This is a genomic window from Streptomyces sp. NPDC058637, assembly GCF_042717325.1.
Lineage (GTDB): Bacteria > Actinomycetota > Actinomycetes > Streptomycetales > Streptomycetaceae > Streptomyces.
Window position 1 is genome coordinate 1 of the sequence record NZ_JBHXRD010000040.1, and the last position, 24,757, is coordinate 24,757.

The following is a 24,757-nucleotide window of genomic DNA, read 5'->3' on the forward strand; positions in this document are numbered from 1 at the left end:
GGCTGCGCCGGGCCCATCCGATCCCGGCGCAGCCCCTACGGCAGGGAACTCACACCGTGCGTACCGGCGTGGACTCATGGCGTGCGGTCTCGGTGGGCGGAACCGGTCTTCTGCCCGCCGGCAAGTCCTTGCCAGGTTGCGGATGCCTCGCCGGGTGAGCGGGGCACGGACTCGGCACTGTCGCCCTCTTCATCGTTCGGAGCACCGCGTGACCATCAGCCTGCACGGCTCAGCGACCGTCCTTTTCCAGGGGGACAGCATCACCGACGCGGGCCGCCTGTCGGACCCGGGTAACCCCCTGGGCAACGGCTACGCGCGGATGGCTGCCGAGCGCGTCCGTACCGCGCGGGGCGACAACGGCATCACCTTCCTCAACCGGGGGATCAGCGGAAACCGTGCGGCCGACCTGCGCGCCCGGTGGCGCGAGGACGCTGTCGACCTCGCGCCGGACGTGGTGTCCGTCATGATCGGCGTGAACGACACCTGGCGCCGCTACGACGCCGGTGACGTCACCTCGCTGCAGTCGTACGAGGACGACTACCGCGCCGTCCTCACGCAGATCCGGGACGCACGGGACACGCAACTGATCCTGATCGAGCCCTTCCTCGTCCCGGTGACGGACGAGCAGTGGGCGTGGCGCGAGGACCTCGATCCCCGGATCCGCACGGTCCGCCGACTGGCGGAGGAGTTCGACGCGGCGCTTCTGGCGGCGGACGGCTTGCTCAACCAGGCCGCCCGAACGGCCGGCGGGGCCGAGCACATCGCTGACGACGGCGTCCACCCGACACCGTTCGGGCACACGCTGCTCGCGGAGGCATGGACGGCGCTGGCCGGACTGTAGGGCCGCGCTCAAGGACCTTCCCCACGAGCGGATGACGAACCCGCGAGCGGGCGACGAACTCGCGGCCGGGCGTCGAGCCCGTATCGGGACCACGAAGCCCGCGGCCGGGCGTCGAGCCCGTATCCGGGCGACGATTCCTCAGGCGACGGGAATCCTGGCCCACACCGTCTTGCCCGACGCCGTGGGCCGGGACCAGCCCCAGGAACTGCTCAGCGCGTTGATGATGCGAAGCCCTCGGCCACGCTCCAGGGACTCGTCTGCCTGGCGCAACACGGGAACATCGGGGCTGGGGTCGTTCACCGCGCAGACCAGTGTGCCGTCCTGCCGAGCCAGGCCCAGCCACGCCGTGGCCCGGCCCGCGGGCCGGGCGCCGAGCGACAGCGCGTGACAGACCGCGTTGCTCACCAGCTCGCCCGCCACCAGCCCGACTTCGTCGGCACAGGACCGCAGGCCCCACCGCTCCAGTGAGTCGCGGACGAACGCCCGCGCCTGCTGGAGGCTTTCGGCATCGGCGGCCAGGCTGTGCGTCGTGAACCCGGGCGCACCGACGCCGAGATCACGCGCCCAGTCCTCGTGCGGGGATCCGCAGTTTTCGGCCAGATGAGGAGGGTGGGCCGCCGCTCCGTGACGGGGTGCGTTCTCCGCGTGCATGAGCGCTGATCACCCTCCGGTGAAGGCCGGTTCGTAGTGCCGTGGGGCCGGACGACCACTAGTATCCTCGCCGTCCGTGCTTCCGTGCAATTGCACCCGGAATTGCACCCCCGGGTGTGAGCAGGGGACATCTGTTCACCCGGTGCGGGCCCTGGCGGCGTGCCAGGAACTACTGGCGTAAAGGAATGAACCGCATGCAGCACATCGACAACGGCGTCCCGGCCGGCTCCCTCACCGGCGTGACGTGGACGAAGAGCCATCACAGCAACCCCAGCGGAAACTGCGTCGAGATGGCGCTGCTCCCCGGCGGAGACGTGGCCGTACGCAACTCCAGGCACCCCGACGGACCTGCCCTCGTGTACACCGAGAGTGAAGTGCGCGCCTTCCTCGCGGGAGTCAGGGACGGCGACTTCGACGGCATGGTCGGCTGAAAGCACCGGGCTGCCCGCACCGGTCCGCCCCCTGTCCGGGCTCCTGATGGCACACTGGCGACCAGACGCCCGCCATCAGGAGCCCGCATGCCCGGCATCGAACCGGTTCAGCCGTTACGGAAGCCGACGCTCGCCCCGGCCGCCGGATCAAGTCCCACGGCCCTGCGCCTGGTTCTGGGCGCGCAGCTCCGGCGGATGCGCGGCGAGGCCGGCATCACGCCCGATGTCGCCGCCGCCTGGATCCGCTGCTCCACCGCGAAGATCAGCCGGATGGAGACCGGCCACTCGCCGTGCAAGGAACGCGACGCCGCCGATCTGCTCAAGCTCTACGGCGTCACCGACCCCGACAGGACGGCCGAGTTCGTCGACCTGGTGCGCCGGGCCGGAGAGCGCGGCTGGTGGCGGAACTACGCGGATGTGCTGCCGGACTGGTTCGAGCCCCTCGTGGGCCTCGAAGAGGCCGCGGCGTCCATCAGGACCTACGAGGAGCACTACATGCCCGGGCTGCTCCAGACCGCCGACTACGCCTACGCGGTCGTACGCTCCGGACACCACCTGGAGCCGGAGGAGACCACTCGGCGACGGGTCGAACTACGGCTGAGAAGGCAGGAGCTGCTCCGCCGCCCGGACGCTCCCAAGCTGTGGGTGCTCCTGGACGAGGCGGTACTGCTGCGGCCGACCGGCGGCGCGCGGGTGATGCGTGATCAGCTCACCCACCTCCTGGCCATGACAGAGCTGCCCCACGTGATCGTCCAGATCGCGCCCTTCGACGTGACCGCCCACACGTCCCCGGGCAACGGCATCACGTACCTGCGGTTCGCGATGGCCGGGCTCCCCGATGTCGCCTACATCGAGCACCTGACCAACGCAACGTCCGTGAACAAGCAGGAGAGCACGGACGAGTACCGGTGGATCCTGGACTCGCTCAGCGCCCAGTCCCCGAGCCCGGTGGAGAGCAGACACCTGCTGAGACAGGCGCTCGAGCGCTACTCCTGACCGGGGCGGGGACCGGTGCGCCGATCAGATCACCACTTGCGGCCGACGCCGCCGTACTCGATCCATTCCTGGGTCGCCTGCTTCGGTGCCAGATCCGAGTCGGGCCGCCAGGTCGACACCTCCACGAGGCCGGGCTCCAGCACCTCCAGGCCCTCCAGGAAAACGCCCACGTCCTCCTGGCGGCGCACCCGGCCCCACTGGTTGCCGGTGCTCTTCGCCATGAAGTCCGTGACGAAGTCGCGGGTGACGGCGTCCTCGCTGACCAACTGGCACACCACCAGGAAGCTGCCCGGGGCGAGGTGGTCCGCGACCCTGCGCACCAGGCCCGCGGGGTCGTCCTCGTCGGGGATGCAGTGCAGTACGGACACGAACAGCGCGGCCACCGGCTCGTCGAAGTCGATCAGCCTGGCCACCTCGGGGTGTCCGAGGATGCCGTCGGTGTCACGCATGTCGGCCTGGATGACCGCGGTCCTGTCGTTCTCCTCGAGTATCGCCTTGCCGTGCGCCAGGACGATGGGGTCGTTGTCTATGTAGACGACCCGGGCGGCCGGATCCACGAGCTGGGCGACCTGATGGACGTTGTCCTGGGTCGGCAGGCCGGATCCGTGGTCGATGAACTGGCGGATCCCGTACTCGGACGCCAGGTGGTGCACGACCCGCCGCAGGAAGCGACGGTTGTTCACCGCGAGGATCTTGGTGCTCGGGACATGCTCCAGCAACTGCTCGCACGCGATGCGGTCCGCGGGGTAGTTGTCCTTGCCCCCCAGGTAGTAGTCGTACATCCGTGCGACGCTCGGCACGTTCACATCGATGTTCTTCGGAATGGAAGTGTCCCCGTTGCTCATCCAGCCCCTCGCCAGTTCCAGGAGAAGTAGTTCGTATCCGTGAGGGGTCATGCTAGGGATCTCGCCGTGGGGCTGACAGCCCTCGGGGGAGTGAGGCGGGGGCGTACGGCGGTGAACCGGCCAGACACGGTCGATGCCCGGCACTCGCACCTCGCATATTCCAAGCCCCGGACCGGCCGGACCCGGGCTGCTCCAGGTGGCAGGAAGCCAAGTCGCCCTGGTGGAAGACTATTTGTCGTACTGCCGTCGTGCACCGTCCATGGATCGGAGCCGTGCACGGGGTGTCGTTCCAATGCGGCCGGAAAACGCCGTCCCCGGGCTGACGTTCGCCACCGGATGCTACTGATACGGCCGTTTCCCGCGCGGGACGATCGCGGCTCGAGCCCGGCGGTCTATCGTGGACGCCATGTCCGCCCCTGAGCTGATCCGTATCGTTTCCCGCGACTCGCCCATGGCCCTAGCCCAGGTGGAACGCGTCCGGGCCGAACTGGCGTCCCTCCACCCCACCACCGTCACCGAGGTCGTTCCCGTCAGGACGACGGGCGACAAGTGGATGGGCGACCTCGCACAGGTGGACGGGAAAGGGGCCTTCACCAAGGAGGTCGACGCCGCTCTGCTCGCGGGCGAGGCGGACCTCGCCGTGCACTGCGTCAAGGACATTCCGGCCGACCGGCCGCTGCCCGCGGGCACGACCTTCGCGGCCTTCCTCGAACGGGACGACATCCGCGACGCACTCGTCCACCCGGGCGGGCTCACCCTCGACCAGCTCCCGGACGGCACGAGGATCGGCACCTCCTCCGTGCGCCGGGTGGCCCAACTCGCGGCCTCCCACCCACATCTGGACTGCGTACCCTTCCGGGGCAACGCCAACCGGCGCCTCGCCAAGCTCGCCGCCGGCGAGGCCGACGCACTGCTCCTGGCCGTCTCGGGCCTCCACCGCATCGGGCGCGCCGACGTGATCAGCGACGTCCTGTCACCGGAGACCATGTGCCCCCCGATCGGCGCGGGGGTCCTCGCCCTGCAGTGCCGCGAGGACGACACCGCCACGATCGACGCCGTCGGCGCCCTCAACCACCCCGACACCTACCGGGAGACGACGGCGGAGCGCATGCTCCTCCACGTCCTCCAGGGGCACTGCAACTCTCCGATCGCCGGCTTCGCGACGACCCACCGCAACGGCGATCTCTCCCTGCGCGCCTGCGTGTTCAGCCCCGACGGCAAGACCGTGCTCAACGCCCACGAATGGGCGGGCCCGCTCGACCCCGCCACCCTCGGCACCTCCGTGGCCGTGACCCTGCTCCGCCAGGGAGCGCGCGAGCTGATCGACAGCATCGCGCACTGAGGCACTCCGGAGAACCGAGACCGTCAGTTCCGTTCCCTCCGCCGTACAACCCTTCTGCCGCACCCGGGGTCGAACAGGGTGTGGCAGAAGGGACGGACTCCTTCCGGCCGTCCCCGGCAACGCCGGTGGCACGTGAGCGACCGATCGACGAACAGCCCCGCACGTGCGGCCCGGCGGAACCCCATGTCCGCCGGACCGCACTCCGGTTCAGAGTCCGAGCAGCACCGGCAGCGTCGCGGAACTCTTCGAGAACAGGGACGGCACCGCGACGAGGCCATCCGGATCGACGGCCAGGGACAGTCCCGGGAACCGCTCGAACGGCGCGGGCGGGGTCAGCGCCTCCTCCAGCCGCGTCAGAGGTGCGCCGCGGCAGAAGTGGGGGCCGTCGCCGAACGCCAGATGCCCGCGCTGCTCCTCCACCATGTTCGCCCAGGTACGCGCGGGGGTGGTCTCCTGCCCCGCCGAGAGCATGGGCAGCAGAGTGCCGACCAGCACCTGCTCGGGCCGCAGGTCGGAGCGGAGGACGGTGCCCGTCAGCTCCTGCGGCCTCGGACGCTCCTCGGCCGGAGCACCGAACAGCTCGCAGATGACCCGCATGGGCACCGGGTGCGCGAAATGCCGCCGGAGTCGACGCTGCCGTCGGCACCCGCGTGCGAAGGCAGGTCGCCCAGCAGCTACCTCACGATCTGCTGGAAACGCGGTCGTCGAGCGGCTCGCGCAGGCGCCGGTGCTCGGGGCCGTCCGCCCCGATGACTTCGGCCCGCCGGCCCATCATCAGCAGTCGCCCCGGGCGTCAGGCACCGTCCGAGAAGCCCTCTGTCGCCCCGCTCACACAGGGTCCTCGCGCGGCGGACCGGTGAGCTTGCGTGCTGCGATCTTCGAAACCTGGGCCTGCATCTGCCGCGTGACGAGCTCGGGGTCTACCACCGGTCCCGTCACCACGGCGAGATGCGCGCCGTCGGCACTACGCATGAACAGGAAACCGCCGTCGAACTCCACCATATGCTGATGCACCGCACCGCCGGCCTCGCCGAACTCCCGACCGAGACCCCGGCCGAGCGACTGAAGACTCGAACAGCTCGCCGAAAGCCGGTCGGCGGAGTCTCGGTCCATGCCCTCCGAGTTGGCCAGCAACAGACCGTCGGAACTGAAGACGATCGCCAGCCGTACACCGGGCACTGCGGCGACCTCGGAGATCATCCAACCGCGCCGCTCCGGGTTCTCCACGTGGTTCATGCTCAGATCTGTCCTTTCGGGGACTCGGGGGCGGGGGAGGGGGCGTGCGGGGGGTCGTACGAAGGTGTGTTCTGGGGGCGCGGAACCGGTCGAACAAGGATCGGCGGCGGCCACGGGCTCCGCCGAGGTGGGGGACGAGCCCTGGAAAACCTTCGAGTCGGCGATGAGCCGATGTCCGATGGACGCGAAGCGCAGGACATCAAGAGAGGTGCGGAGAGGGAAGGGCCGCGTCAACGGCGTTACGGGTATACGCGGACCCGGGCGGCCCGCCGGCATCGCCCGGGGGCATCATCGTCTTCATGGGAGGAACCACTCCAGCACCAGAGGTTGTTCGAAGATCGTATCTCCCATTCACCTAAGCGGAAGCAGATCGCCGTGTGAACCCCCTTTGCCTAATTGCCAATTGCGGGCGCACATACCACAGGTCACCACCCATGCGGGTCCGGACGAGTGATGTGGCGAAAGAGGGGGAGGTGCGGTGAAAGGGAATCTGCCGACAGCTCGCCAGGCGGAGCACTGGCTGCGGCTCGCCAGGGTGAACTGTCCCGAATTGCCTGACGGGCTCGTCGTGGTGGCTGTATCCGATGACGTGTGAGGTATGTGGCTGGGGCGGGCTGACCGCCGCGGGACGGCTGCGCCGGGAGACGGTGCGGATACAGGCGGCCGAGGCTGTTCGAGCAGGAGGTCAAGCCGACGGAGGTGGCCCGGCGCCTGCGGGCGAGTGGGAAGTCGGCTCACCAGTGGCGCCAGTTGCGGCGCGACGGAGGGTTCGAGGCGCTCGCGTCACGCGGCCCGGGTGGGTCGTGGTGCCGCCTGTCCCCGCGCTGCCTGGAGAAGCTCGCCGTGTACCTGGACCAGGGCCCGGCCGCGCACGGCTGGGTGGAGGACCAGGTGTGGACCGCGTCGCGGGTGGCCACGCTGATCGGGCGGAAGTTCCACGTTTCCTACAGCGTCTCGGGCGCCACCAGGTTGATGCACCGGCTCGGTTTCAGCCCGCAGGTCCCCGCGCAGGGTGGCAGAGCGCGACGAGCAGGCCGTCACCGCGTGGAAGGAGGTGACCTGGTTCGGAGGTAAAAAGAGTCCGGGCGGCCTGCGGGGGCTACGTCTGCTTCCGAGGACGTGGCGGGCTTCACTCGCGACCGCCCAAAGGCCGCACCTCGGGGAGGTCGAGGCCGCACGCCGGTCGTGACAGTCAGCGGGCGCCGCTCGGGGCGCCCGTCCGTGGCGGGACTGATCGCCATGCGGCCGGGCTCGCGCACCCGGCTGTGCCACCGTCCGCTCACCCACCCCGCAGGCAAGGGTCAGCGCCGCAGCATGGGTGAGCGCGACTTCATCGCCCTGGTCGACGGCGTCCACCACCTCGTCAAGGCACCGATCGTGCTGGTGCGGGACCGCCTGAACACCCACGTCTCCCACGCCATGCGCGAGTTGGCCGCCGAATGCACCTGGCTGACGGTCTTCCTCCTCCCCGCCTACTCACCCGACCTGAACCCGGTCGAATGGGTCTGGGTGCACGTCAAGCGCAGCCTCGCCAACCTTGGCGTGGTCGCCCTCGACCGGCTCGAAGTCCTCGTCCGCAACCGGCTCAAGCGCCCGCAGAACCGGCCCGACCCCCTCGCCGGCACCGGGCTGACCCTCGACACCCCAACGTCACCCTGACGAGCCGAAGTCAGTAGAGGTCTTCAGAGCGGGCGGGCAGCCTGTCGGGGGTGAAGAAGACCAGCCGGGCCAGCTTCTCGGGCTGGGAGAACTCGGGATCGGTGGTCGCGGGCAGCAGGATCTCGTGGTGGAGGGTGAAGCCCGTCCGCTGCAGGCGGGCGAGGACCTTGGCGTTGCGAGCGTCCGGCTCACCCACGATGCGGCTGTGGCCTATGAGCGCGTGCGTGAGGAGTTCGGGGAACAGCGCGCGGGTGAAGCCCGCTTCTGCGGCGCCGGGGGTGGGGCCGAGGAGCAGGTGGATGCCGACGTCCCCGGGTTCGACGGGGTAGCACGCGCTGATGCGGTCGTCGGCCGGCTCGTAGGTGTGGAACAGCGCCACCGGGGTGTCGTCACGGTAGGCCAGGTACGCCTGATGGGTGGGCAGGGCGTCAAGGTGACGGTAGATGCCCAGGACCTGGGCGCGGCTCAGTTCGCCCATGCCCCAGAAACTCGCCCGGGGCTCCGTGACCCACGCGTGGACCAGATCCACGTCCTCCACGGGATCCACCGGATGCAGACGGACCGTCCCAAAACCGTCGACTGCCCGTTCGTAGACCCAACCAGTCCGTAACACATCATCAGAAAGCATTTCTTCACATTATCGAAGGCTGGTGATTGCTGAGCAGGAATCGGCAGGAACCGAAAAGCCACCGCGTTCATCCTGCATGCCTCGGCACCTGAACTCAACGTGGTCGGAGGGCCAGTGGGTCTACCTCAAGCGCAGCCTCGCGAACCTCGCCGTGGTCCGGCTCACCGAGCTTGCTCGCAATCGCCCCGGCCCCACCCGCATCACCTTGAAGCGCCGACGTCGTAGCGCCTACCGATGGTGGCCTTGACGGGGACCAACACCAGCCAGGACCACATGGCCGCGACAGGTGAGACGAAGGCGATCGGCACCGTCACCCCGAAGACGAGAACGGTCGCGCTCAGATCCGCGACGACGTTCCGTCCGGCGCGCCCGGCGAGTGGATGGTCCGCGTGGAACTGCTCCCGGATCGACAGGAACAGAGCGAGCTGGAGTATGTCGACCACAGCGATCGTCAGTGCGTAGAAGGCCACCGCGAGAGGGCGGGAGGCGTATTCGGACAGCATCGCGGTGGGGAAGGGGACGAGGGCGATCACACCCAGCCCGGCGAGCGTGAGCCGCTCCGACAGCGCGTCCATCCGCTTGATCATGTGCAGGATCCGCCGGTGGTCCCGCCAGAAACCGGCCAGAATCGTGAAGCTCAGCGCATAGGCGCCGAGCTTCGGCAGCCAGTCGCCCACCGCCCCGCGGAAACCGTCGGTGTCCAGCCCGGTCGGCACGTGGATGTCGAGCACCAGCAGCGTCATGGCGATGGCGAAGATTCCGTCGGACAGCGCGATCAGCCGCTCGGGGCTCTTCTCTTCCGTTCTGCCTCTGCTCACACGACACAGGGTGATCGGGCGGGCGTGCCCGGGCTCTGATTGGGCCGACCGGTGGCAAGCCCCGTCACGACGGCTGAGAGCTCACCCGTGCGGACCAGCCGTCCGTCATTCGCCATGGTCGGGACCACGGCGTGCGGGCGTCGTGCTCCTGGCTGTTCCGGATACTCCGACAGGCTGCCGATCGGTCGCGGGACCCGGATCCTGGGAGTCAGTGTGCCTGCGCGGGAACATCCCCGCTACTTCCGAGGAGATTCCATGGCCCGGTTCGAGGCTACGGTCGAGATCGACCGCCCTGTCGCCGAGGTCTTCGCGTTTCTCGCGGACGGTGAGAACGACAGGAAGTTCAGCCCGCGCGTGCAGGACGTCTCCAAGTCCCCGCCCGGGCCGACGGCTGTGGGGACCGTGTTCCGCAGCACGGTGAAGGACGCCGGGATGACGACCCGGAAAGAGTTCCGGATCAGCGACCTCGTCACCCCGACACGGATCCGCTGGAACGAACTCTCCAGCAACCTCGTGACGGCCCGCGAGGGCGGCTACGACCTGGAACCGCTGGCGGCCGACCGGACCAGGGTGCGGATCTTCAACGACCTGGAGGGCCACCGCCTGGGCAAGCTCCTGGTCGGCCTCGCCGTCGCGGCCGCACGGAAGGACGCCCCCGCGTTCGGCCTGCGCATCAAGGCGGCGGTGGAAGTTTTCTGAGGGCAGAGCGCGGACAGGAGCCTCCCGGCCGCGGTTCCCGGGCCGCAACGGTTCCGTCGCGCTCGCCGTGACAGAGCGAGCGGGTCGTCAACTTGCGGCAGCCCCATCGCCCTTCAGGGCACAGTTCGTAAGAAGCGACCGGAAACCGCGGTTCGGCAGTGCGTGCAAATACCGTTGTTGGTACATCTTGCCCAACGCATATCGCTCGAACCCGGCCTGTCACACCGCACCCGGCAGGCCCGCAGATGGGGTGGACACCGCACATGAGCTACGGAGACGCGCTGCGCGACGAGGTCGCAGCCTCAGGGACGACTCCCCTGATCGGCATCTACGACATGTACTCGGCATCCGTCGCGGCCAGGCACTACGACGGCTTCTTCGTCTCGGGATTCGGGTTCTCGGCCTCCTACTACGGCCTCCCGGACATCGGGTTCATCGCCTGGCCGGACATGGTGGATTTCGTCGGCCGGCTGCGCGGGGCCTTCCCGCACCACCACCTCCTCGTCGACATCGACGACGGGTACGCCGATCCGGAAGTCGCCTGCCACGTCGTGCGGCGGCTGGAGCGGATCGGGGCGTCCGGCGTCATCCTGGAGGACCAGAAACGCCCCCGCAGATGCGGCCACGCGGACGGCAAGCAGCTGCTGCCGCTCGCCGAGTACCTGGACAAACTGAACCTCGTCCTGGACAGCCGGAGCGACCTGCTCGTGATCGCGCGCACGGACGCCACCGAGGAGGCCGACATCCTGCGCAGGGCGAAGGCCCTGGCGGCGACCGACGCGGATGTCGTGCTCGTCGACGGCGTACGCAGCGTCGAGTGGATCCGACGGGTCAGGGAAGCCGTCGGCGACAAACCACTGCTGTTCAACCAGATCGCCGGCGGGAAGTCGCCCCGGCTGTCCCTCGCCGAACTGGACGTACTCGGTGTGGACATGGCCATCTACAGCACGCCCTGCCTCTTCGCCGCCCACCAGGCGATGGACACCGCCCTCGCCGACCTCAAGTCCGCCGACGGCCGCCTGCCGGCCACGGACGAGGAGGGTGCTGTCGGCGTCAGCCAGGCCACGGAACTGCTGGCGAAGAACATCAGCCGTCACCACCGCCCCGCAGCCGAGGGCGTCCTCCTGGGGGCGGGGGCGATCAGACCTCGCCGAGGTCCGAGCTGAGCCAGCGCTGCGGCCGCATATGGATGACGACCTGCTCGCCGTGGTCCTTCCAGGCGAAGTCGACGTAGCCGTCGACCTTCTCCGGCGGAAGGTAGCGCCCCGCGATCTCGACCAGCTGCTCGCGGGTGGCAGGCGTCGTCGCGACGACGGGGCCCTCGACGGAGACGTACCGGATGGTCGGCGTCACACGGTCGACCATCAGGCAGAACCGGCCCGCACCGGCGATCAGGGTCCCCTTGCGGGAGTCGCGCCCCGTCATGATCCAGATGTCGCCGCCCGGCTCATACTGATACCAGATCGGCACGGTGAGCGGGGCCCTGCCGGACTCCGCCGCGTCCACGGACAGCGCGGCGATGTGCGGCTCGGCCAGAAACCGCTCACGCTCTTCACGGGTCAAAGCCACGGACTGCTCCTTCGTGGGCTCGGTGTCGTGGGTACTGGTCCCGCATTATGCAGCGCGTCGGCAGCAGTCCTGCCCGACGTGTCCGGAAACCGTGCCGGAGAAGAACCCGGCGGGCGCAGGCCCGGCAGTCTTCCGCCGCCCGGACCAGGGGGCGCGGGTCATCGGCGCAGCGCGGCGGTGAAACCGCGCCCGTACGCGTGACGGGTCGTGACGTCCAGCCGGATACCGCCGGGGACACGCCGGGCGCTGACGCCGTCGTCGGCGGATACCAGCCGCAGTGCGCGGCCGTGGACGGTGACCGAGACCGTGCGCCGCTTCGTCGTCGGGTCGGACACCGCGATCGCGTACGTCCCGTCGAGGGCACGGCGGAGCAGCACCGAGGCCGGACCGTCGACGGAGAAGAACTCCGTGCGGTGCGTGCCCGGCGCGAAGGTGTTGGCGGCGACCAGACCCAGGCCGCTGTGCGCGACGGCCTGCAGGCGGACTGTGTTCGCGAGCACGGAGAGCGGGCGGCCGTGGGCGTAGGACGCCAACTGCCGCTCCGAGGCGTTCGGGACGAGGGCATGGGCCATGGCGGCCGGCCCCGCCCCGGCGGTCTGCTCGTAGGAGAGGGTGAGGACCTGCTTGGTCACCGGCGTGTCCGCGTTGGACAGGCGGACCAGGCGCCGACTCCTGGTGACGGTGTCGAGCGCGACGACCGGCGCCGGTCCCGACAGGAAGACGTACCCCACCGCGCTCCCGCGTCCGGTTTCCGCGTACCGGAGCCAGGCCGACGGACCGGTCGCGGCACCCTCCTGCCAGGACGTTCCGTCGCGGCGGGCGCCGGTGAGGGACACGGGGGACGTGGGAGCCGCGACGCGGCTGTCGACCGTGGTGGTCACCGCGCGCCCTCCCTGACCGGTCACGCCCGCCGCGAGAACGACGATCTCGTCGTCGAACATGAACCACGACCTGGTGGAACGGGCACCCTGGTAGGCGACGAAGTCGTCGGGGAGCCGGCCCGCCTGCCACGCGGTGTAGCCGGCGTCGTCGGACTGGACGAAACCGGCCACGCCGTAGGCGCCGAGCCGGGCTCCGCCGGAGAACGCGTTGCCGCCCCGGGGAAAGTACACATAGGTGTTCTGCGCGTCGGAGGACGAGGTGAAGCCGCGCCCCGGGTTGTCGTACCAGAGGGCGCCGTAGAGCTCCGGGACGGTGCGGCGCGTCTCCACGGGCGCGGTGACGCCCGCCAGGCGGTACGGGGAGACGGCGGTGAAGTAGTCGACGCCGAACGACTGCCGCTGGTCCTCCCCGGACAGGTAGAGGTAGTGCGCGCCGTCACCCTGGAACCACGGCATCAGGTTCTCGCCGCTCATGTACTCGTACTTGCTGATCCGCTCCGAGCTGCGGGCCAGGGCGAAGGCGTAGCCGGGCCGCCGGTGGACCGTTCTGTCCATCGCGTTGAACGCCGAGTGGCACGCGGCGGGGGCGAGATCCCTCGCGGGAACGGGAGAGTTCAGGATGTCGGTGTACCGCACGACGCTGACGGGGGAGACGAACGAGGCCGCGTCAGGGGCAGCCTTCGAGGTCTGGCTGACATGTTTGACATAGCCCTCCAGCGCCGTGGTGTCGCTGCCGGTGGTGTACGCGGTGAGGTCGACGACGGCCTCCACGACGGCGGCGACGTCCGCGTACCCCGTGCCGGTGCGCGAGACCGCGCGGCCCTTGACGATCTCCATCATCCAGCCCTCGAAGATCAGCGGGGCGAAGCCGTCGGCCACCCAGCCCAGCACCACCCGGACGAGGCTTTCGCTGGGCACGTAGCCGGTGCCGTCGAGGATCTTCAGGGTCTGGACGACACGGGTCAGCAGGCCCTTGCCGTAGGAGCCGGTGTAGGCGACGCAGGCGTGCTGGACGAACGAACCGTCCGCGTAGAACCCGTCGGTGACGCCGTGCCGCAGGGCATAGGGGTCGATCGTCGCCAGGACGGTCAGCTGGTCGGCGACGGCCTTCCGGACGCGGGCGTCGTCGCCGAGAACGGCACCCTGGAGTATCCGGTTCGTCGTGATGTCGGCGAGATTGGCGCCGGTGTGGAAACGCGAGTCGAGATCCACGTCACCGTCCTCGCCGTTGCGGAGGTACGCGTCCATGGACTCCACATAGGCCGCCGCCAGGGTGGGGCGGTACGCCGCGAGCACGTCCCCCAGGAGTACGAACGTCCTGGTCACATAGGCGGGGATGCCGATCTCCCAGTGGAACCAGTTTCCGTAGTAGCCCTGCGCCGGGTCGCCGAAGTACATGTCGTGGAGACGGACGAGGCCGTCGGCGACCCGGCGTCGGACCCTCTCGTTTTCGTACAGTGGATCACCCGTTCCCGGGAGGCGGGTGGCGAGGGCGATCTCGTACAGATACTGGAACGACGTGCCCAGATTGACATCGCTGGTGCCGAGCGGGAGACCCTCGAACAGCTCACCCTGCCCGGCGCTGTCCATCGCGGCGAGCCGGGCGTGCGCCGTCGTCAGCACGGAGGCGATCCGGGGGCCGGTCTCCGGCCGGGCATTGCTCTCGATGGTGCCCGCGAACATGGCGACGGTGTTACGGAGCAGGGTGGCGTGGTCCGGGACCACCCTCCGGCCGTCCCGGCCGGCCGCGCGGACCCGCAAGGCCTGGGCGGCGGTCAGCAGTGCCGCCGCCGGGATCACGGAGAGCACGGAACGACGTGAGAGCCCCATCTGAACGCTCCAAAGTCCGGCCCGGAAAGCGTTTGCTCCCAGCCAAGCAACGGGGTCCCACCGGTGTCAACGGGCCGGACGCGGGTTCGCCGGAGGAACGGCGCCGGTGGCCGAGGGCGCACATGGAGGCGCACGCTGGGGGCATGGCCGGAAACCCGCCGATCGTCGTGCACCGGATCTCCGCCTCCGGAGGCAGGCGCGTCACCGTGCGCGGGCGCATCATGGGGCTCGCGCAGTCGGACGACGAAGTCCTGGAGCTCGTCGGCCGCGCCGGGCTCGACGGAACCGCGGACCTCCTGGCCGATCCGACCATGGTGGAGTGGGCCGGCGGGCGTCCTCACCAGTACCGGCGGGCCGAACTCCTGCCGTGACGAAGGCCCGTCCGGCAGGTGACCCGTCCCGGCCGGAGCCGGGGACCGGGCCTTCCGCGGGACGAGGGACCGGCCGTTGTCAGTGCCCTCCGTTACGGTCGACCCCATGACTTCAGCGACGACTCCAGCAACGACGCCGGCCGACGGCCACCACGTCATCCAGGTCCGTGGTGCGCGTGAGAACAACCTCGCCGACGTGTCGCTGGACATCCCGAAGCGCAGGCTCACGGTGTTCACCGGCGTTTCCGGATCAGGGAAGTCCTCGCTCGTCTTCGGCACCATCGCGGCCGAGTCCCAGCGGCTGATCAACGAGACGTACACCGCGTTCGTCCAGTCGTTCATGCCGAGCCTGGGCCGGCCCGACGTGGACGCGCTGCACAATCTGAGCGCCGCGATCGTCGTGGACCAGGAGCGGATGGGCGCCAACTCCCGCTCCACCGTAGGCACCGCCACCGACGCGTACACCATGCTGCGGATCGTCTTCTCACGCCTCGGCACACCGCACATCGGCACGTCCGGAGCCTTCAGCTTCAACCTCCCGGAAGGCATGTGCCCGCGGTGCGAAGGCGCCGGCCAGGTGTCGGACATCGACCTCGACCAGCTGGTCGACCGCGAGAAGTCGCTGAACGAGGGCGCCATCACCGTCCCCAACTTCGCGGTGGACTCCTGGTACTGGCAGATCATGGCCCGTTCCGGCTTCTACGACCCGGACAAGAAGCTCAAGGACTTCACCGACCGCGAGTGGGACGATTTCCTCCACAAGCCGCAGGTCAAGGTGAAGGTGGACAGCAACAACTTCACCTACGAAGGGCTCGTCCTGAAGGTCCAGCGGACCATGCTCACCAAGGACCGCGACGCCATGCAGTCCCACATCCGGGCCTTCGTCGACCGGGCCGTGATCTTCCGTGAGTGTCCCGACTGCGAGGGGGCCCGGCTCACCGCCGCAGCGCTGTCCTCGAAGATAGACGGGGTGAACATCGCGGAGTGCTCCGCGATGCAGATCAGCGACCTCGCCACGTTCGTGCGCCGGATCGACGACCCCGGCGTGGCACCCCTGCTGGCCGGGCTGCGGGACCTGCTGGACTCGCTCGTGGAGATCGGCCTCGGCTACCTCAGCCTGGACCGGCCCGCCGGCACACTCTCCGGCGGCGAGGCGCAACGCGTGAAGATGGTGCGCCACCTCGGTTCCAGCCTGACGGACGTCACGTACGTCTTCGACGAGCCGACCATCGGGCTCCACCCCCACGACATCCAGCGGATGAACGACCTGTTGTTGCTGCTGCGCGACAAGGGGAACACCGTGCTCGTCGTCGAGCACAAGCCCGAAGTCATCGCCATCGCGGACCACGTCGTCGACCTCGGCCCGGGCGCGGGCACGGACGGCGGCCGGATCTGCTTCAGCGGTGATGTGCCCGGACTGCGCGCCTCCGGCACTCTGACCGGGCGGCATCTCGAACACCGGGCACAGCTGCGGGAGAAGGTGCGTGAGCCGCGTGGTCACCTGTCGATCAAGGGCGCCGACCTGCACAACCTCAAGGACGTCAGCGTCGAGATCCCGCTCGGGGTCCTGACCGTGGTGACGGGCGTCGCCGGGTCGGGCAAGAGCTCCCTCATCCACGGCAGCCTGCCCGCACGCGACGGTGTCGTCGTCGCCGACCAGACACCCATCCGCGGCTCCCGGCGCTCCAACCCGGCGACGTACACCGGCCTGCTCAATCCCATCCGTACGGCCTTCGCCAAGGCCAACGGCGTCAAGGCGGCACTCTTCAGCGCCAACTCGGAGGGCGCCTGCCCCAAATGCAACGGCCTCGGTCTCGTCTACACCGACCTCGCCATGATGGCTGGCGTGGCATCCGTGTGCGAGGAGTGCGGCGGGAAGCGTTTCACACCCGAGGTACTCACCTACACCCTGAACGGCAAGAACATCAGCGAGGTGCTGGGGATGTCGGTGGCCGAGGCCCACGACTTCTTCCGCTCCGGCCAGGCACACACCATCCTCGGACGACTGCATGACGTCGGCCTCGGCTACCTCCGGCTCGGGCAGCCCCTCAACACCCTCTCCGGCGGCGAGCGGCAGCGCCTCAAGCTCGCCATCCACATGGCGGAGAAGGCCGCGACCTACGTGCTCGACGAGCCGACCACGGGTCTGCACATGGCCGATGTGGACCAGCTCCTCGCCCTCGTCGACCGGTTGGTGGACGCCGGCAACACCGTGATCGTCATCGAGCACCACCAGGCCGTGATGGCCCACGCGGACTGGCTCGTCGACCTCGGTCCGGGGGCCGGACACGACGGCGGCCGCGTGGTCTTCGAGGGGACGCCCGCGGACCTGGTCGCCGGAGGGGACACCCTGACCGCACGCCATCTGCGGGAGTACGTCGGGGTCTGAGACGGGCGGGAGGGCGAGAGGGCGGCCGGGGTGCGGGAATGTCGGAGGAATCGATGGGACGGACACGTGAACGTTCGTGATGCCGCTCGCCGACCGCCCGGCATTCCCACCCTCCGCGACCGCTGCCGGGCGACGGCGACTGCGGAGGCGATTCTCGAGCCGGCCCCCCGTACCCCCGCCACGGCTTCGACGCGCAACGGTCCGGGACACAGGAACCGGCCCGGACGGACAACGGGGGAGGGGACCAGCGTTCCGACGGATTCTCGACGGGGGACGGCACGTATGTCCGCGGATCCGGCCGAACATCTCCCACGACCACCGGCATGATCGTGGACGGGTCCCGGGACAGCAACGCGGCCGTCGGGCACCCGCGGCACACCTCGCGGACCACGGCCGACGCTCCCCGGTCCCATGAGCGCTAACCGCGCCGACCGGCTCCGCCGGCTCGCCGCCGCCCTGCCCGCGCGGATCGAGGCCGAGTACTCCGCCTCCACCCACGGCTGGACGTTCGTGTGGACCGACGGGCCGACAGTCACGTTCGTTCGGCGAGCAGCCCAGGAAGCGGAACCGGACCTCGCCGAAGGGCTCCGGTACGTGCGCCGGTACGCGGAGGAGACCGTCGCGCTCGGAGCCGTCCGGCTGACGGTCGCCACCTCCGCCGCGGAGGCCCACCACCGCCCCGTGACCAGTCCCGCAGCCGTCGAGGAGTTCTGGCGGGATGTCAGCCTGCCGATCCCCTCGACGGACCGTGAGCGCCGACTGGTGTACGCGGTGATCTACGAGGTCCGCGACGGCCACCACCGCAACAGGGCGGAAACCCACGACATCTGCGACATGATCGGCAGGTACGGCCTGGCGCCGCTCCTACGGCGGGCGGGTGGCGAACTGACCCCCATCGAGACCTTGACCGACCACTACGCTTCGACGCACGCCCACCCGGCCTGGCGGTACAGACTCGCCCCGATGACGGCGGCGGCGGCCTTCGACGCGGTCCGCGACGACCCGCAGGCGAGCCAGGAACTCATCGCCGCGGCACTCACCCTGCTCCCCGAACTGCCCGGCACCTCAGCAGCCGAACTGCGAGCACGCCTCCTCGGCTGACGCGCACCGCGTCCTGTGTACGGGGGCGGTCCATCGCCCCCGTACACGCTCCGGCACGAGGTCTGGCCGTGCGGTCGGCCGCAGCGGCGTACGGGCGGGACCGACACAAAGGGCCGGGCTCAGCCGCCCGCCTGGCTGCTGTCGCGGAAGCCGCCCCACCCGTGCCAACGGTCGATCTCGATCCAGGCGCTCACCCGGTCACGGTCACGCTGGGAGTACGGCTGCCCGAGGTAGTGCCGGGACAACCTGTCGATGTCGGCCAGACCGGTGTCGTCGCGCAGTTCGACGATGCGCCCGATGAGGGTCACATGGGTGTACCAGTCAGCCTCGTCGATCACGGTCAGGGTGACCCGTGGGTCGTTGCGCACATGGTCGAGTCGTCTGCGGCCCTCGTCCATGTTGACCAGCACCCGGCCGTCGTCCCAGAGGTACCAGGTCGCCGTGGACACCGGCTGTCCGTCGGCACGCAACGTGGCGATGACAGCCGGATTCGGCTTCCTCAGCATGGCGACCGCGGCGTCGGGGAGCGGCGGCTCGGACATGTTCTCTCCTCTTCGTCGGACCGCCCTGACCCACCCGCGGCGGTGTACCGCACGGCGTGATCAGGAACGCGCGCTCCTACGCTGCCACACATCGGGAGCGACATCCCGCACCGCCTCCCGTCGGCACGCGTCGACGACCCGCAAGGCATCTCATCAGAGCCATGCAGGGTGTGCGCCCCTGCCCGTCCAGCGGCGCACGGGCACGGGCAGGGGATCAGCCCGCGCTCGCCTTGCGCGCGGTCACCAGCGCGAAGCTGAGGAACTCCCCGCCGTCCGCGGTGAGCATGTCGATCACGGGCTGGTTCGCAGCCCGGCCGTCCGGCCGGAACTCGGCGCCCGCCCGTGCCCACAGCAGCCAGTCCCGCCAGGCATCCGGCTGCAGCCGCGCGGACGTGACCGTCACGAGCTCGGTGATCTCCCACTGGAAGCGCCACCATTCGGCCGTGTGCCAGGCGATCGCCTCCCATCCGACCACGTCCTTCACATGACGTGGGATCGCGCCCAGCTCACGGACCTCACGCGTCATCGCGGGCGTCGCCATGCCCAACTGGCCGCCCGGACGCAGGAACCCGGCGAGGTAGGGCAGATAGCCGTCCGCCGTACCGAAGTACTCGAAGGCGTCGACACTCACGACGGCGTCGAAGCTCTCCTGATCGAAAGGCAGCACATGCGCCTCCGCGTGTACGGCCTCCACCCGGTCGCCGACACCGGCCGCGGCGAAGACGGCCGCAGCCTCGTCCGCGCCGATCCACCAGTCCGCGGCCACCACCTGGACGCCGTACTCGCGCGCCAGGAACACCGACGTCGCACCCTTGCCGGAACCGAGATCGAGAACCCGCATACCCGGGCGCAGATCAAGGTCCTCGGCAAGGTTCTCCAGCAGCCACAAGGGGTGCGGCCCCATGTCCAGCCCGAGCAGCCAGGCAGGGTCGTAGCGGGACGAGCGCGGATAGCGGTCCGGGCGCAGCAGATCATCGAAGACGGTCACGAGCCGCAACCCAAGCGGATCACGGACGTTCGGACAACCGGATATCGCCGGGCGCGTGAGTTCCCTTCCCTACGGAGTGGGGGAGCCCCGCAGAAACGCGGCGAGCCCCTCCAACAGCCGCTCGACGTCGCTCCCGTCGGAGTACGGCGACAGCCCCACACGCAGTCCGCCGGCATCACCCAGCCCGAGGTGGCGTGAGGCCTCGATCGCGTAGAAGGACCCCGCCGGCGCGTGCACCCCCAGTCCCGCCAGGCAGCGGTAGGCGTCCGCCGCGTCCAGCCCGTCGAAGGTCAGGAGCAGCGTGGGCGTGCGGTCGGCCGCCCGCGAGTGGACCGTGACGCCGGGCATCGACGCGAGTGCCTGCTCCAGGGGAGCGCTCACCGCTGTCTCGTGTTCCTCGATCGCGGCGAGCGAGGACCGCAGGCGTGCGCGCCGGCCGCCTGAGGAACCGCCCGCGAGACCGGCGAGAAAGTCGACGGCGGCACGGGTGGCGGCCAGGGACTCGTAAGGCAGCGTACCCAGTTCGAAGCGCTCGGGGACCGTGTCCGAGGACGGCAGCAGCTTGTCGGGGCGCAGCCCCTCCAGCAGGTCCGGCGCGGCGGCCAGGACACCGTGGTGAGGGCCGAAGAACTTGTAGGGCGAACAGACGAAGAAGTCGGCACCGAGCTCGGCCACGTCCACGAAGCTGTGCGCGGTGTAGTGCACACCGTCGACGTACAGCAGCGCACCCGCTCCGTGGACGAGACGGGAGATCGCGGCGATGTCGGGGCGCGTACCGATCAGGTTGGACGCCGCCGTCACCGCGACCAGCCGGGTCCGCCCGTTCAGCAGGTCACCTATGGCGGAGGGCGGCAGCTCACCCGTCAGCGGGTCGAAGTCGGCCCACCGGATCACGGCACCGGCCGACCGGGCGGCCTGCAGCCAGGGGCGGATGTTGGAATCGTGGTCCAGCCGGCTGACGACGACCTCGTCACCGGGTTCCCACGACTTCGCCAGCACGCGGGCGACGTCGTACGTGAGCTGCGTCGCGCTGCGCCCGTGCACGATGCCCGACGGGTCCGCACCCAACAGATCCGCCATGGCCTGCCGGAATCCTCCGACGATCGCCTCGGCGTTGACCTCGCCGGGCAGACCCGTCCCACGGATCGACAGGGGCCGGCTCAACGCGTCGGCGAAGGCCTCGATCACGGGGGTCGGAGTCTGCGTCCCCCCGGGACCGTCGAAGTGCGCGGTACCGGCTCGCAGGGCGGGAAACAGGGCGCGCAGGGCACCGACGTCATACGTCACGGAGGCTCCTCACAATGGAGAGCCGGTTCCGTGCCGGAGCGTTCGCGGAACACACACGGCCGGCCCGGCCCTTGGGACGACAAGAACGAGTCGCGGTTCGGGACGATCATCGCAGGGCGCCTCGACGCCCGGTGAGCGCGCTCCCCTCGAAGGCGACACCCCCGCCGCGAACCGGCCGGCCCCCAGCCACCCGCTCTTCCACCCGGACGACCCCGTACGGCGGCGGCATGCCGGGCACGCCGAACCGGTCCCGGCGGCGCCCGGGGGTTAGCGTCGGCCCATGGACGGTGATCGCCAAGGCTGGCGCCAGTGTTTCCTCAGCGGTGCGGTGTTCCTGGTGTGCATGGCAGGCACCACGCTGCCCACACCTCTGTACGGCCTCTACCAGGAGAAGTTCGGATTCTCCGAGCTGACGGTGACCGTCGTGTACGCCGTCTACGCCTTCGGGGTCATCGGCGTGCTCCTCCTGATGGGCAACGTCTCGGACGCCGTCGGCAGGCGGCCCGTGCTGCTGTGGGGCCTGGGATCCGCCGCCGCGAGTGCCGTCTGCTTCCTGTGCGCCACCGGCCTGCCCTGGCTGTTCGCGGGGCGGCTGCTGTCGGGCCTTTCCGCCGGCCTGTTCACGGGGGCCGCGACGGCGTACGTGATGGAGTCGGCGCCGCGCGGCGGCACCTCCAGGGCCACGTTCGTGGCGACGGCCGCCAACATGGGCGGGCTCGGCTGCGGGCCGCTGCTCGCCGGGCTGCTCGCGCAGTACGCGCCCTGGCCTCTGTACCTGCCCTTCCTCGTGCACCTCGCGCTGCTGGGCGCCTCGGCCACCGTCCTCCTGGGCCTCGCGGAGACGGTGAAGGAGCGGCGTCCGCTGCGTACCGTACGGCCCCGGCGGCCCGGGGTGCCCGCACAGGTACGCGCGGTGTTCGGGCCCGCGGCGATCGCCTCGTTCGTGGGCTTCGCGCTGTTCGGCGTCTTCACCTCGGTCAGCCCCGCGTTCCTCGCCGCGTTCCTGGACGTGGACAACCACGCTGTGAGCGGGGCTGTCGTCGCGCTGGCGTTCTTCGCCTCGACCGCCGGACAACTGCTGGCCGGCCGGATCGGCGTCGGCCGGTCGTTGCTCTGGGGCTGCGCCGGGCTGTTCGGCGGGCTTGCGCTGCTCGCGGGTGCGCTGTGGTGGGACCTGCTCCTGCTGGTGGCGCTGAGCGCGTTCGTCGGCGGGAGCGGGCAGGGGCTGGCGTTTCGCGGGGCACTGTCGGCGGTTGCCGGGGCGAGCCCGGCGGACCGGCGGGCCTCCGTGATCTCGACGCTGTTCGTGGTGGCCTACGCGGGAATCTCGGTGCCGGTGATCGGTGTCGGGGTGCTGTCCGGACCGATCGGTCTGAAGGACGCGGGACTGGTCTTCATCGCCTGCATGGCTGTGCTGGTCCTGACCGCGGCGGTCTACCTGTTCCGGCGGCCGGTACGGGAGCCGGTACGGGAGCCGGGGTGAACGGCCGGTACGACAGGGAGCCCGGTGCGGCCGTGAACATGCTGAGCGGATCCTCAGCCGCGGGAGCCGGGTCGGCGCGCGGGCCGGCATTCACCCCACGCAGGCTTTGAGGGTCCGCTGCCCGCATTGCAACCTCGGGTGGACCAGGCCCACTTCGATCGGCACGGGCTTCCCGGCCTTCCCGTCCACCACGGTCTGACAGCTGTGGCCGGAGACGCCGGACATGGGGACGAGGACAGCCTTCGGGATGTCGCTGCGGCGCACGAGGCCGGGCTCGCTGTAATGGTCGTAGACCTGGTTGGCGACACCGTCGCGAGTGAGGATGCCGCTGCGGGGTTCGGCGCTCCACTGGACCCGCTGTCCGTGGGCGTTTGACGCCGGTCCCACGATGACGTCCCACTCGTCCTCCAGGACCTCGAACGTGCTCACGCACACGGCCTCGGCGCCTTCCTTCAACACGAGGTCGGAAGGACACCGGGCGGTGGTCTCCCCGGCGGTGTTGGCCATGTCGATCGTCTTCCCGCGCAAGCCGGAGGCAACGACCTCGGGGAAGTCGTCCCCGGGCTCCCCCCACGGCATCGGCAGGTCGGACGGCTGCCGGACCGGATGGGCGACGGCCTGGGGCAGTTCCGGAAAGGAGTAGCCCTGCGGGCGGACGTCCGAATCCGACCCGCAGGCCGTGAAAACCAGGCCCAGACCGCCTGTCGCCGCGATGATCTTCTTCGTACGCATGCCTGAACCCTGGTCGGCCGCCACCGCCCGTTCGGCCGTCCTGCGGCGGCCTCCGGGGCCCGGCCACAGCTTCCGGCGAGTGCCTGCCCCTGGTCCACGAGCCGAGGGCATGCCCGGCCGCCTGTGCGCCGCCCGGGGTGCGTACCCGCCGCCGGTCCTGACAACGGGCACCCGTTCCTTCGTTCAGCGTGCCGACAGCTCACTGGGGGCCTCCTGGACGACCCAGCCGTTGCCGTCCGGATCACTGAACGACATGAACGAGTTCCACGCCTCGCCCTTGCCGTCCTCCCAGCCGTTCGCTCCCACGTGGCGCACCGGGGAGACCTCCGCACCGCGGCCGACGAGTTCCTCCCTCGCCGCCTCGATGTCCGTGACACAGACCTGCAGGCCCTGGAGCGTCCCGGGGGCCATCTCCTTCATCCCCGGTGCCGCGGGCATTCCCTGCAGCATCGCGATAGAACACCGCGAGCCCGGCGGGGTCATCTGGATGATCCGCATTCCGGGGGCGATCTCGTCATCGAGGTCCAGGGTGAAACCGGCCTTCTCGGCGTAGAACGCCTTCGCCCGGTCCATGTCGGTCACCGGGACCGGGATGACTTCGAGTGTCCAGTTCATGGAGATTCTCCTCGGAGGGGTCCGCACGGCCCGGCCGGGCAGGCCGTCCCGGACGAAGCCACGTGCGTACCGGAGCCACCGCGAGTACGGAAGCGGCTCCACCGTTACCCACGAGGCCCCGCCACGCCCGCCGAAACGCCAGTGCGTCCCCGTACTTCGACCATTCACCCGGGTCCCGGTCGGGTGCGGCGCGGCGGAGGGGCCGGCCCCACGTCGCGACGGGTGCAGGCGCCCCGCGGTCACACCGGCAGTCGGTAGGGTGGCCGCCGTGATGGTGGGCACCGAGGAGACGCGGCTGGTGCTGCTGCGTGGCAACAGCGCTTCGGGGAAGTCGAGTGTCGCGGTCGGCCTCCGTGAGAGGTTCGGCCGAGGCATTGCCCTGGTCGGGCAGGACAACCTCCGCCGGACCGTCCTGCGCGAGCGCGACCGTCCGGGAGCGTCGAACATCGGCCTGATCGACCTGACGGCCCGCTACGCACTGGACACGGGCTATCACGTGGTCGTCGAAGGCATCCTCTACGCCGACCACTACGGCGACATGCTCGCCCGGCTGCGCGCCGACCACCGAGGCCGGACCCACGCCTACTACCTGCAGGTGCCGTTCGAGGAGACACTCGCCCGCCACGCCACCAAGCCGCAGGCGAACGAGTACGGCAGGGAGGAGATGAGCGCCTGGTACCGCGAGCGCGATCTGCTCCCCGGCAGCTTCGAGAGCGTGATCGGGCCGGACAGCACGCTCGGCGAAACGATCGACCACATCATGCTCGACACAGGCCTGGCGGGCCTGCCTCCGTCGGAGGACTGACCGCCTCGGCCTCTGTGT

General features: G+C 70.0%; 26 protein-coding genes. 13 read left to right on the forward strand and 13 right to left on the reverse strand.

Annotated elements, in window-relative coordinates; all coding sequences use genetic code 11:
* The first annotated feature begins 208 nt into the window (after positions 1 to 208).
* Positions 209 to 841, forward strand: coding sequence for an SGNH/GDSL hydrolase family protein (locus tag ACFWVP_RS30210; RefSeq protein WP_384501156.1), 633 nt, complete (start codon positions 209 to 211; stop codon positions 839 to 841).
* Between the two features lie 138 nt (positions 842 to 979).
* Here the strand turns inward: ACFWVP_RS30210 and ACFWVP_RS30215 are convergent, their stop codons facing one another.
* Positions 980 to 1,492 carry an ATP-binding protein gene (locus ACFWVP_RS30215; RefSeq protein WP_384501157.1) on the reverse strand — a complete coding sequence of 171 codons (513 nt, stop codon included), beginning with the start codon at positions 1,490 to 1,492 and terminating at the stop codon, positions 980 to 982.
* 194 nt (positions 1,493 to 1,686) lie between these two features.
* Between ACFWVP_RS30215 and ACFWVP_RS30220 the strand changes: the two genes are divergently transcribed.
* Positions 1,687 to 1,923, forward strand: coding sequence for a DUF397 domain-containing protein (locus tag ACFWVP_RS30220; RefSeq protein WP_384501158.1), 237 nt, complete (start codon positions 1,687 to 1,689; stop codon positions 1,921 to 1,923).
* Between the two features lie 87 nt (positions 1,924 to 2,010).
* A complete protein-coding gene (locus ACFWVP_RS30225) occupies positions 2,011 to 2,919 on the forward strand; it encodes a helix-turn-helix domain-containing protein (RefSeq protein WP_384501159.1) in 909 nt (302 codons plus the stop codon).
* A 29-nt stretch (positions 2,920 to 2,948) separates the two neighbouring features.
* Here the strand turns inward: ACFWVP_RS30225 and ACFWVP_RS30230 are convergent, their stop codons facing one another.
* Positions 2,949 to 3,764, reverse strand: coding sequence for an SAM-dependent methyltransferase (locus ACFWVP_RS30230; RefSeq protein ID WP_384501207.1), 816 nt, complete (start codon positions 3,762 to 3,764; stop codon positions 2,949 to 2,951).
* 406 nt (positions 3,765 to 4,170) lie between these two features.
* On the opposite strand from ACFWVP_RS30230, the gene hemC reads away from it, so the two are divergent.
* Entirely contained in the window at positions 4,171 to 5,106 is a 936-nt protein-coding gene (hemC, locus tag ACFWVP_RS30235; protein WP_384501160.1) for a hydroxymethylbilane synthase, read from the forward strand.
* 207 nt (positions 5,107 to 5,313) lie between these two features.
* Here the strand turns inward: hemC and ACFWVP_RS30240 are convergent, their stop codons facing one another.
* Entirely contained in the window at positions 5,314 to 5,703 is a 390-nt protein-coding gene (locus ACFWVP_RS30240; RefSeq protein WP_384501161.1) for a hypothetical protein, read from the reverse strand.
* 231 nt (positions 5,704 to 5,934) lie between these two features.
* Positions 5,935 to 6,342 carry a roadblock/LC7 domain-containing protein gene (locus tag ACFWVP_RS30245; protein WP_384501162.1) on the reverse strand — a complete coding sequence of 136 codons (408 nt, stop codon included), beginning with the start codon at positions 6,340 to 6,342 and terminating at the stop codon, positions 5,935 to 5,937.
* 909 nt (positions 6,343 to 7,251) lie between these two features.
* Here ACFWVP_RS30245 and ACFWVP_RS30250 point away from each other — a divergent pair.
* Together ACFWVP_RS30250 and ACFWVP_RS30255 are read left to right on the forward strand one after the other, a co-directional pair.
* Positions 7,252 to 7,416 carry a winged helix-turn-helix domain-containing protein gene (locus ACFWVP_RS30250; RefSeq protein ID WP_384501208.1) on the forward strand — a complete coding sequence of 55 codons (165 nt, stop codon included), beginning with the start codon at positions 7,252 to 7,254 and terminating at the stop codon, positions 7,414 to 7,416.
* Positions 7,417 to 7,527: 111 nt separating this feature from the next.
* Entirely contained in the window at positions 7,528 to 8,001 is a 474-nt protein-coding gene (locus tag ACFWVP_RS30255; protein ID WP_384501163.1) for a transposase, read from the forward strand.
* Between the two features lie 10 nt (positions 8,002 to 8,011).
* Here the strand turns inward: ACFWVP_RS30255 and ACFWVP_RS30260 are convergent, their stop codons facing one another.
* Both ACFWVP_RS30260 and ACFWVP_RS30265 read right to left on the reverse strand, forming a co-directional pair.
* On the reverse strand, positions 8,012 to 8,539 hold the full coding sequence (locus ACFWVP_RS30260) for a GNAT family N-acetyltransferase (protein WP_384501164.1): 528 nt from the start codon (positions 8,537 to 8,539) through the stop codon (positions 8,012 to 8,014).
* Positions 8,540 to 8,829: 290 nt separating this feature from the next.
* Positions 8,830 to 9,456, reverse strand: coding sequence for a TMEM175 family protein (locus tag ACFWVP_RS30265; protein ID WP_384501209.1), 627 nt, complete (start codon positions 9,454 to 9,456; stop codon positions 8,830 to 8,832).
* A 246-nt stretch (positions 9,457 to 9,702) separates the two neighbouring features.
* Between ACFWVP_RS30265 and ACFWVP_RS30270 the strand changes: the two genes are divergently transcribed.
* Positions 9,703 to 10,146: an SRPBCC family protein gene (locus ACFWVP_RS30270; RefSeq protein ID WP_384501165.1), complete on the forward strand. Its 444-nt coding sequence runs from the start codon at positions 9,703 to 9,705 to the stop codon at positions 10,144 to 10,146.
* 263 nt (positions 10,147 to 10,409) lie between these two features.
* Entirely contained in the window at positions 10,410 to 11,312 is a 903-nt protein-coding gene (locus ACFWVP_RS30275) for an oxaloacetate decarboxylase (RefSeq protein WP_384501166.1), read from the forward strand.
* On the opposite strand, the gene ACFWVP_RS30280 is transcribed toward ACFWVP_RS30275, so the two are convergent.
* A complete protein-coding gene (locus ACFWVP_RS30280) occupies positions 11,287 to 11,715 on the reverse strand; it encodes a pyridoxamine 5'-phosphate oxidase family protein (protein ID WP_384501167.1) in 429 nt (142 codons plus the stop codon). The genes ACFWVP_RS30275 and ACFWVP_RS30280 overlap by 26 nt on opposite strands.
* 158 nt (positions 11,716 to 11,873) lie before the next feature.
* A complete protein-coding gene (locus ACFWVP_RS30285; protein ID WP_384501168.1) occupies positions 11,874 to 14,426 on the reverse strand; it encodes a polysaccharide lyase family 8 super-sandwich domain-containing protein in 2,553 nt (850 codons plus the stop codon).
* A gap of 143 nt (positions 14,427 to 14,569) precedes the next feature.
* Between ACFWVP_RS30285 and ACFWVP_RS30290 the strand changes: the two genes are divergently transcribed.
* From ACFWVP_RS30290 to ACFWVP_RS30300, 3 genes are all read left to right on the forward strand, one after another.
* Complete coding sequence (locus ACFWVP_RS30290; protein ID WP_384501169.1) at positions 14,570 to 14,797, forward strand: hypothetical protein; 228 nt, start codon at positions 14,570 to 14,572, stop codon at positions 14,795 to 14,797.
* Between the two features lie 106 nt (positions 14,798 to 14,903).
* Complete coding sequence (locus ACFWVP_RS30295) at positions 14,904 to 17,186, forward strand: ATP-binding cassette domain-containing protein (protein WP_384501170.1); 2,283 nt, start codon at positions 14,904 to 14,906, stop codon at positions 17,184 to 17,186.
* Between the two features lie 411 nt (positions 17,187 to 17,597).
* Positions 17,598 to 18,287, forward strand: a complete 690-nt coding sequence (locus ACFWVP_RS30300) for a hypothetical protein (protein ID WP_384501171.1) — start codon at positions 17,598 to 17,600, stop codon at positions 18,285 to 18,287.
* Between the two features lie 119 nt (positions 18,288 to 18,406).
* Here the strand turns inward: ACFWVP_RS30300 and ACFWVP_RS30305 are convergent, their stop codons facing one another.
* The 3 genes from ACFWVP_RS30305 to ACFWVP_RS30315 all read right to left on the reverse strand — a co-directional run bounded on the left by ACFWVP_RS30305 (position 18,407) and on the right by ACFWVP_RS30315 (position 21,104).
* Positions 18,407 to 18,829, reverse strand: a complete 423-nt coding sequence (locus ACFWVP_RS30305) for a PPOX class F420-dependent oxidoreductase (protein ID WP_384501172.1) — start codon at positions 18,827 to 18,829, stop codon at positions 18,407 to 18,409.
* A 214-nt stretch (positions 18,830 to 19,043) separates the two neighbouring features.
* Positions 19,044 to 19,817 (reverse strand): SAM-dependent methyltransferase, encoded by a 774-nt coding sequence (locus ACFWVP_RS30310; RefSeq protein ID WP_384501173.1) that lies wholly within the window; start codon positions 19,815 to 19,817, stop codon positions 19,044 to 19,046.
* Positions 19,818 to 19,886: 69 nt separating this feature from the next.
* Positions 19,887 to 21,104: a cysteine desulfurase-like protein gene (locus tag ACFWVP_RS30315; RefSeq protein ID WP_384501174.1), complete on the reverse strand. Its 1,218-nt coding sequence runs from the start codon at positions 21,102 to 21,104 to the stop codon at positions 19,887 to 19,889.
* Between the two features lie 280 nt (positions 21,105 to 21,384).
* Between ACFWVP_RS30315 and ACFWVP_RS30320 the strand changes: the two genes are divergently transcribed.
* Entirely contained in the window at positions 21,385 to 22,587 is a 1,203-nt protein-coding gene (locus ACFWVP_RS30320; protein WP_384501175.1) for an MFS transporter, read from the forward strand.
* Between the two features lie 90 nt (positions 22,588 to 22,677).
* On the opposite strand, the gene ACFWVP_RS30325 is transcribed toward ACFWVP_RS30320, so the two are convergent.
* Positions 22,678 to 23,319, reverse strand: a complete 642-nt coding sequence (locus ACFWVP_RS30325; protein WP_384501176.1) for a hypothetical protein — start codon at positions 23,317 to 23,319, stop codon at positions 22,678 to 22,680.
* A gap of 183 nt (positions 23,320 to 23,502) precedes the next feature.
* Positions 23,503 to 23,934, reverse strand: a complete 432-nt coding sequence (locus ACFWVP_RS30330; RefSeq protein WP_384501177.1) for a VOC family protein — start codon at positions 23,932 to 23,934, stop codon at positions 23,503 to 23,505.
* Positions 23,935 to 24,205: 271 nt separating this feature from the next.
* Between ACFWVP_RS30330 and ACFWVP_RS30335 the strand changes: the two genes are divergently transcribed.
* Complete coding sequence (locus tag ACFWVP_RS30335; protein WP_384501210.1) at positions 24,206 to 24,739, forward strand: AAA family ATPase; 534 nt, start codon at positions 24,206 to 24,208, stop codon at positions 24,737 to 24,739.
* Positions 24,740 to 24,757 lie beyond the last annotated feature (18 nt).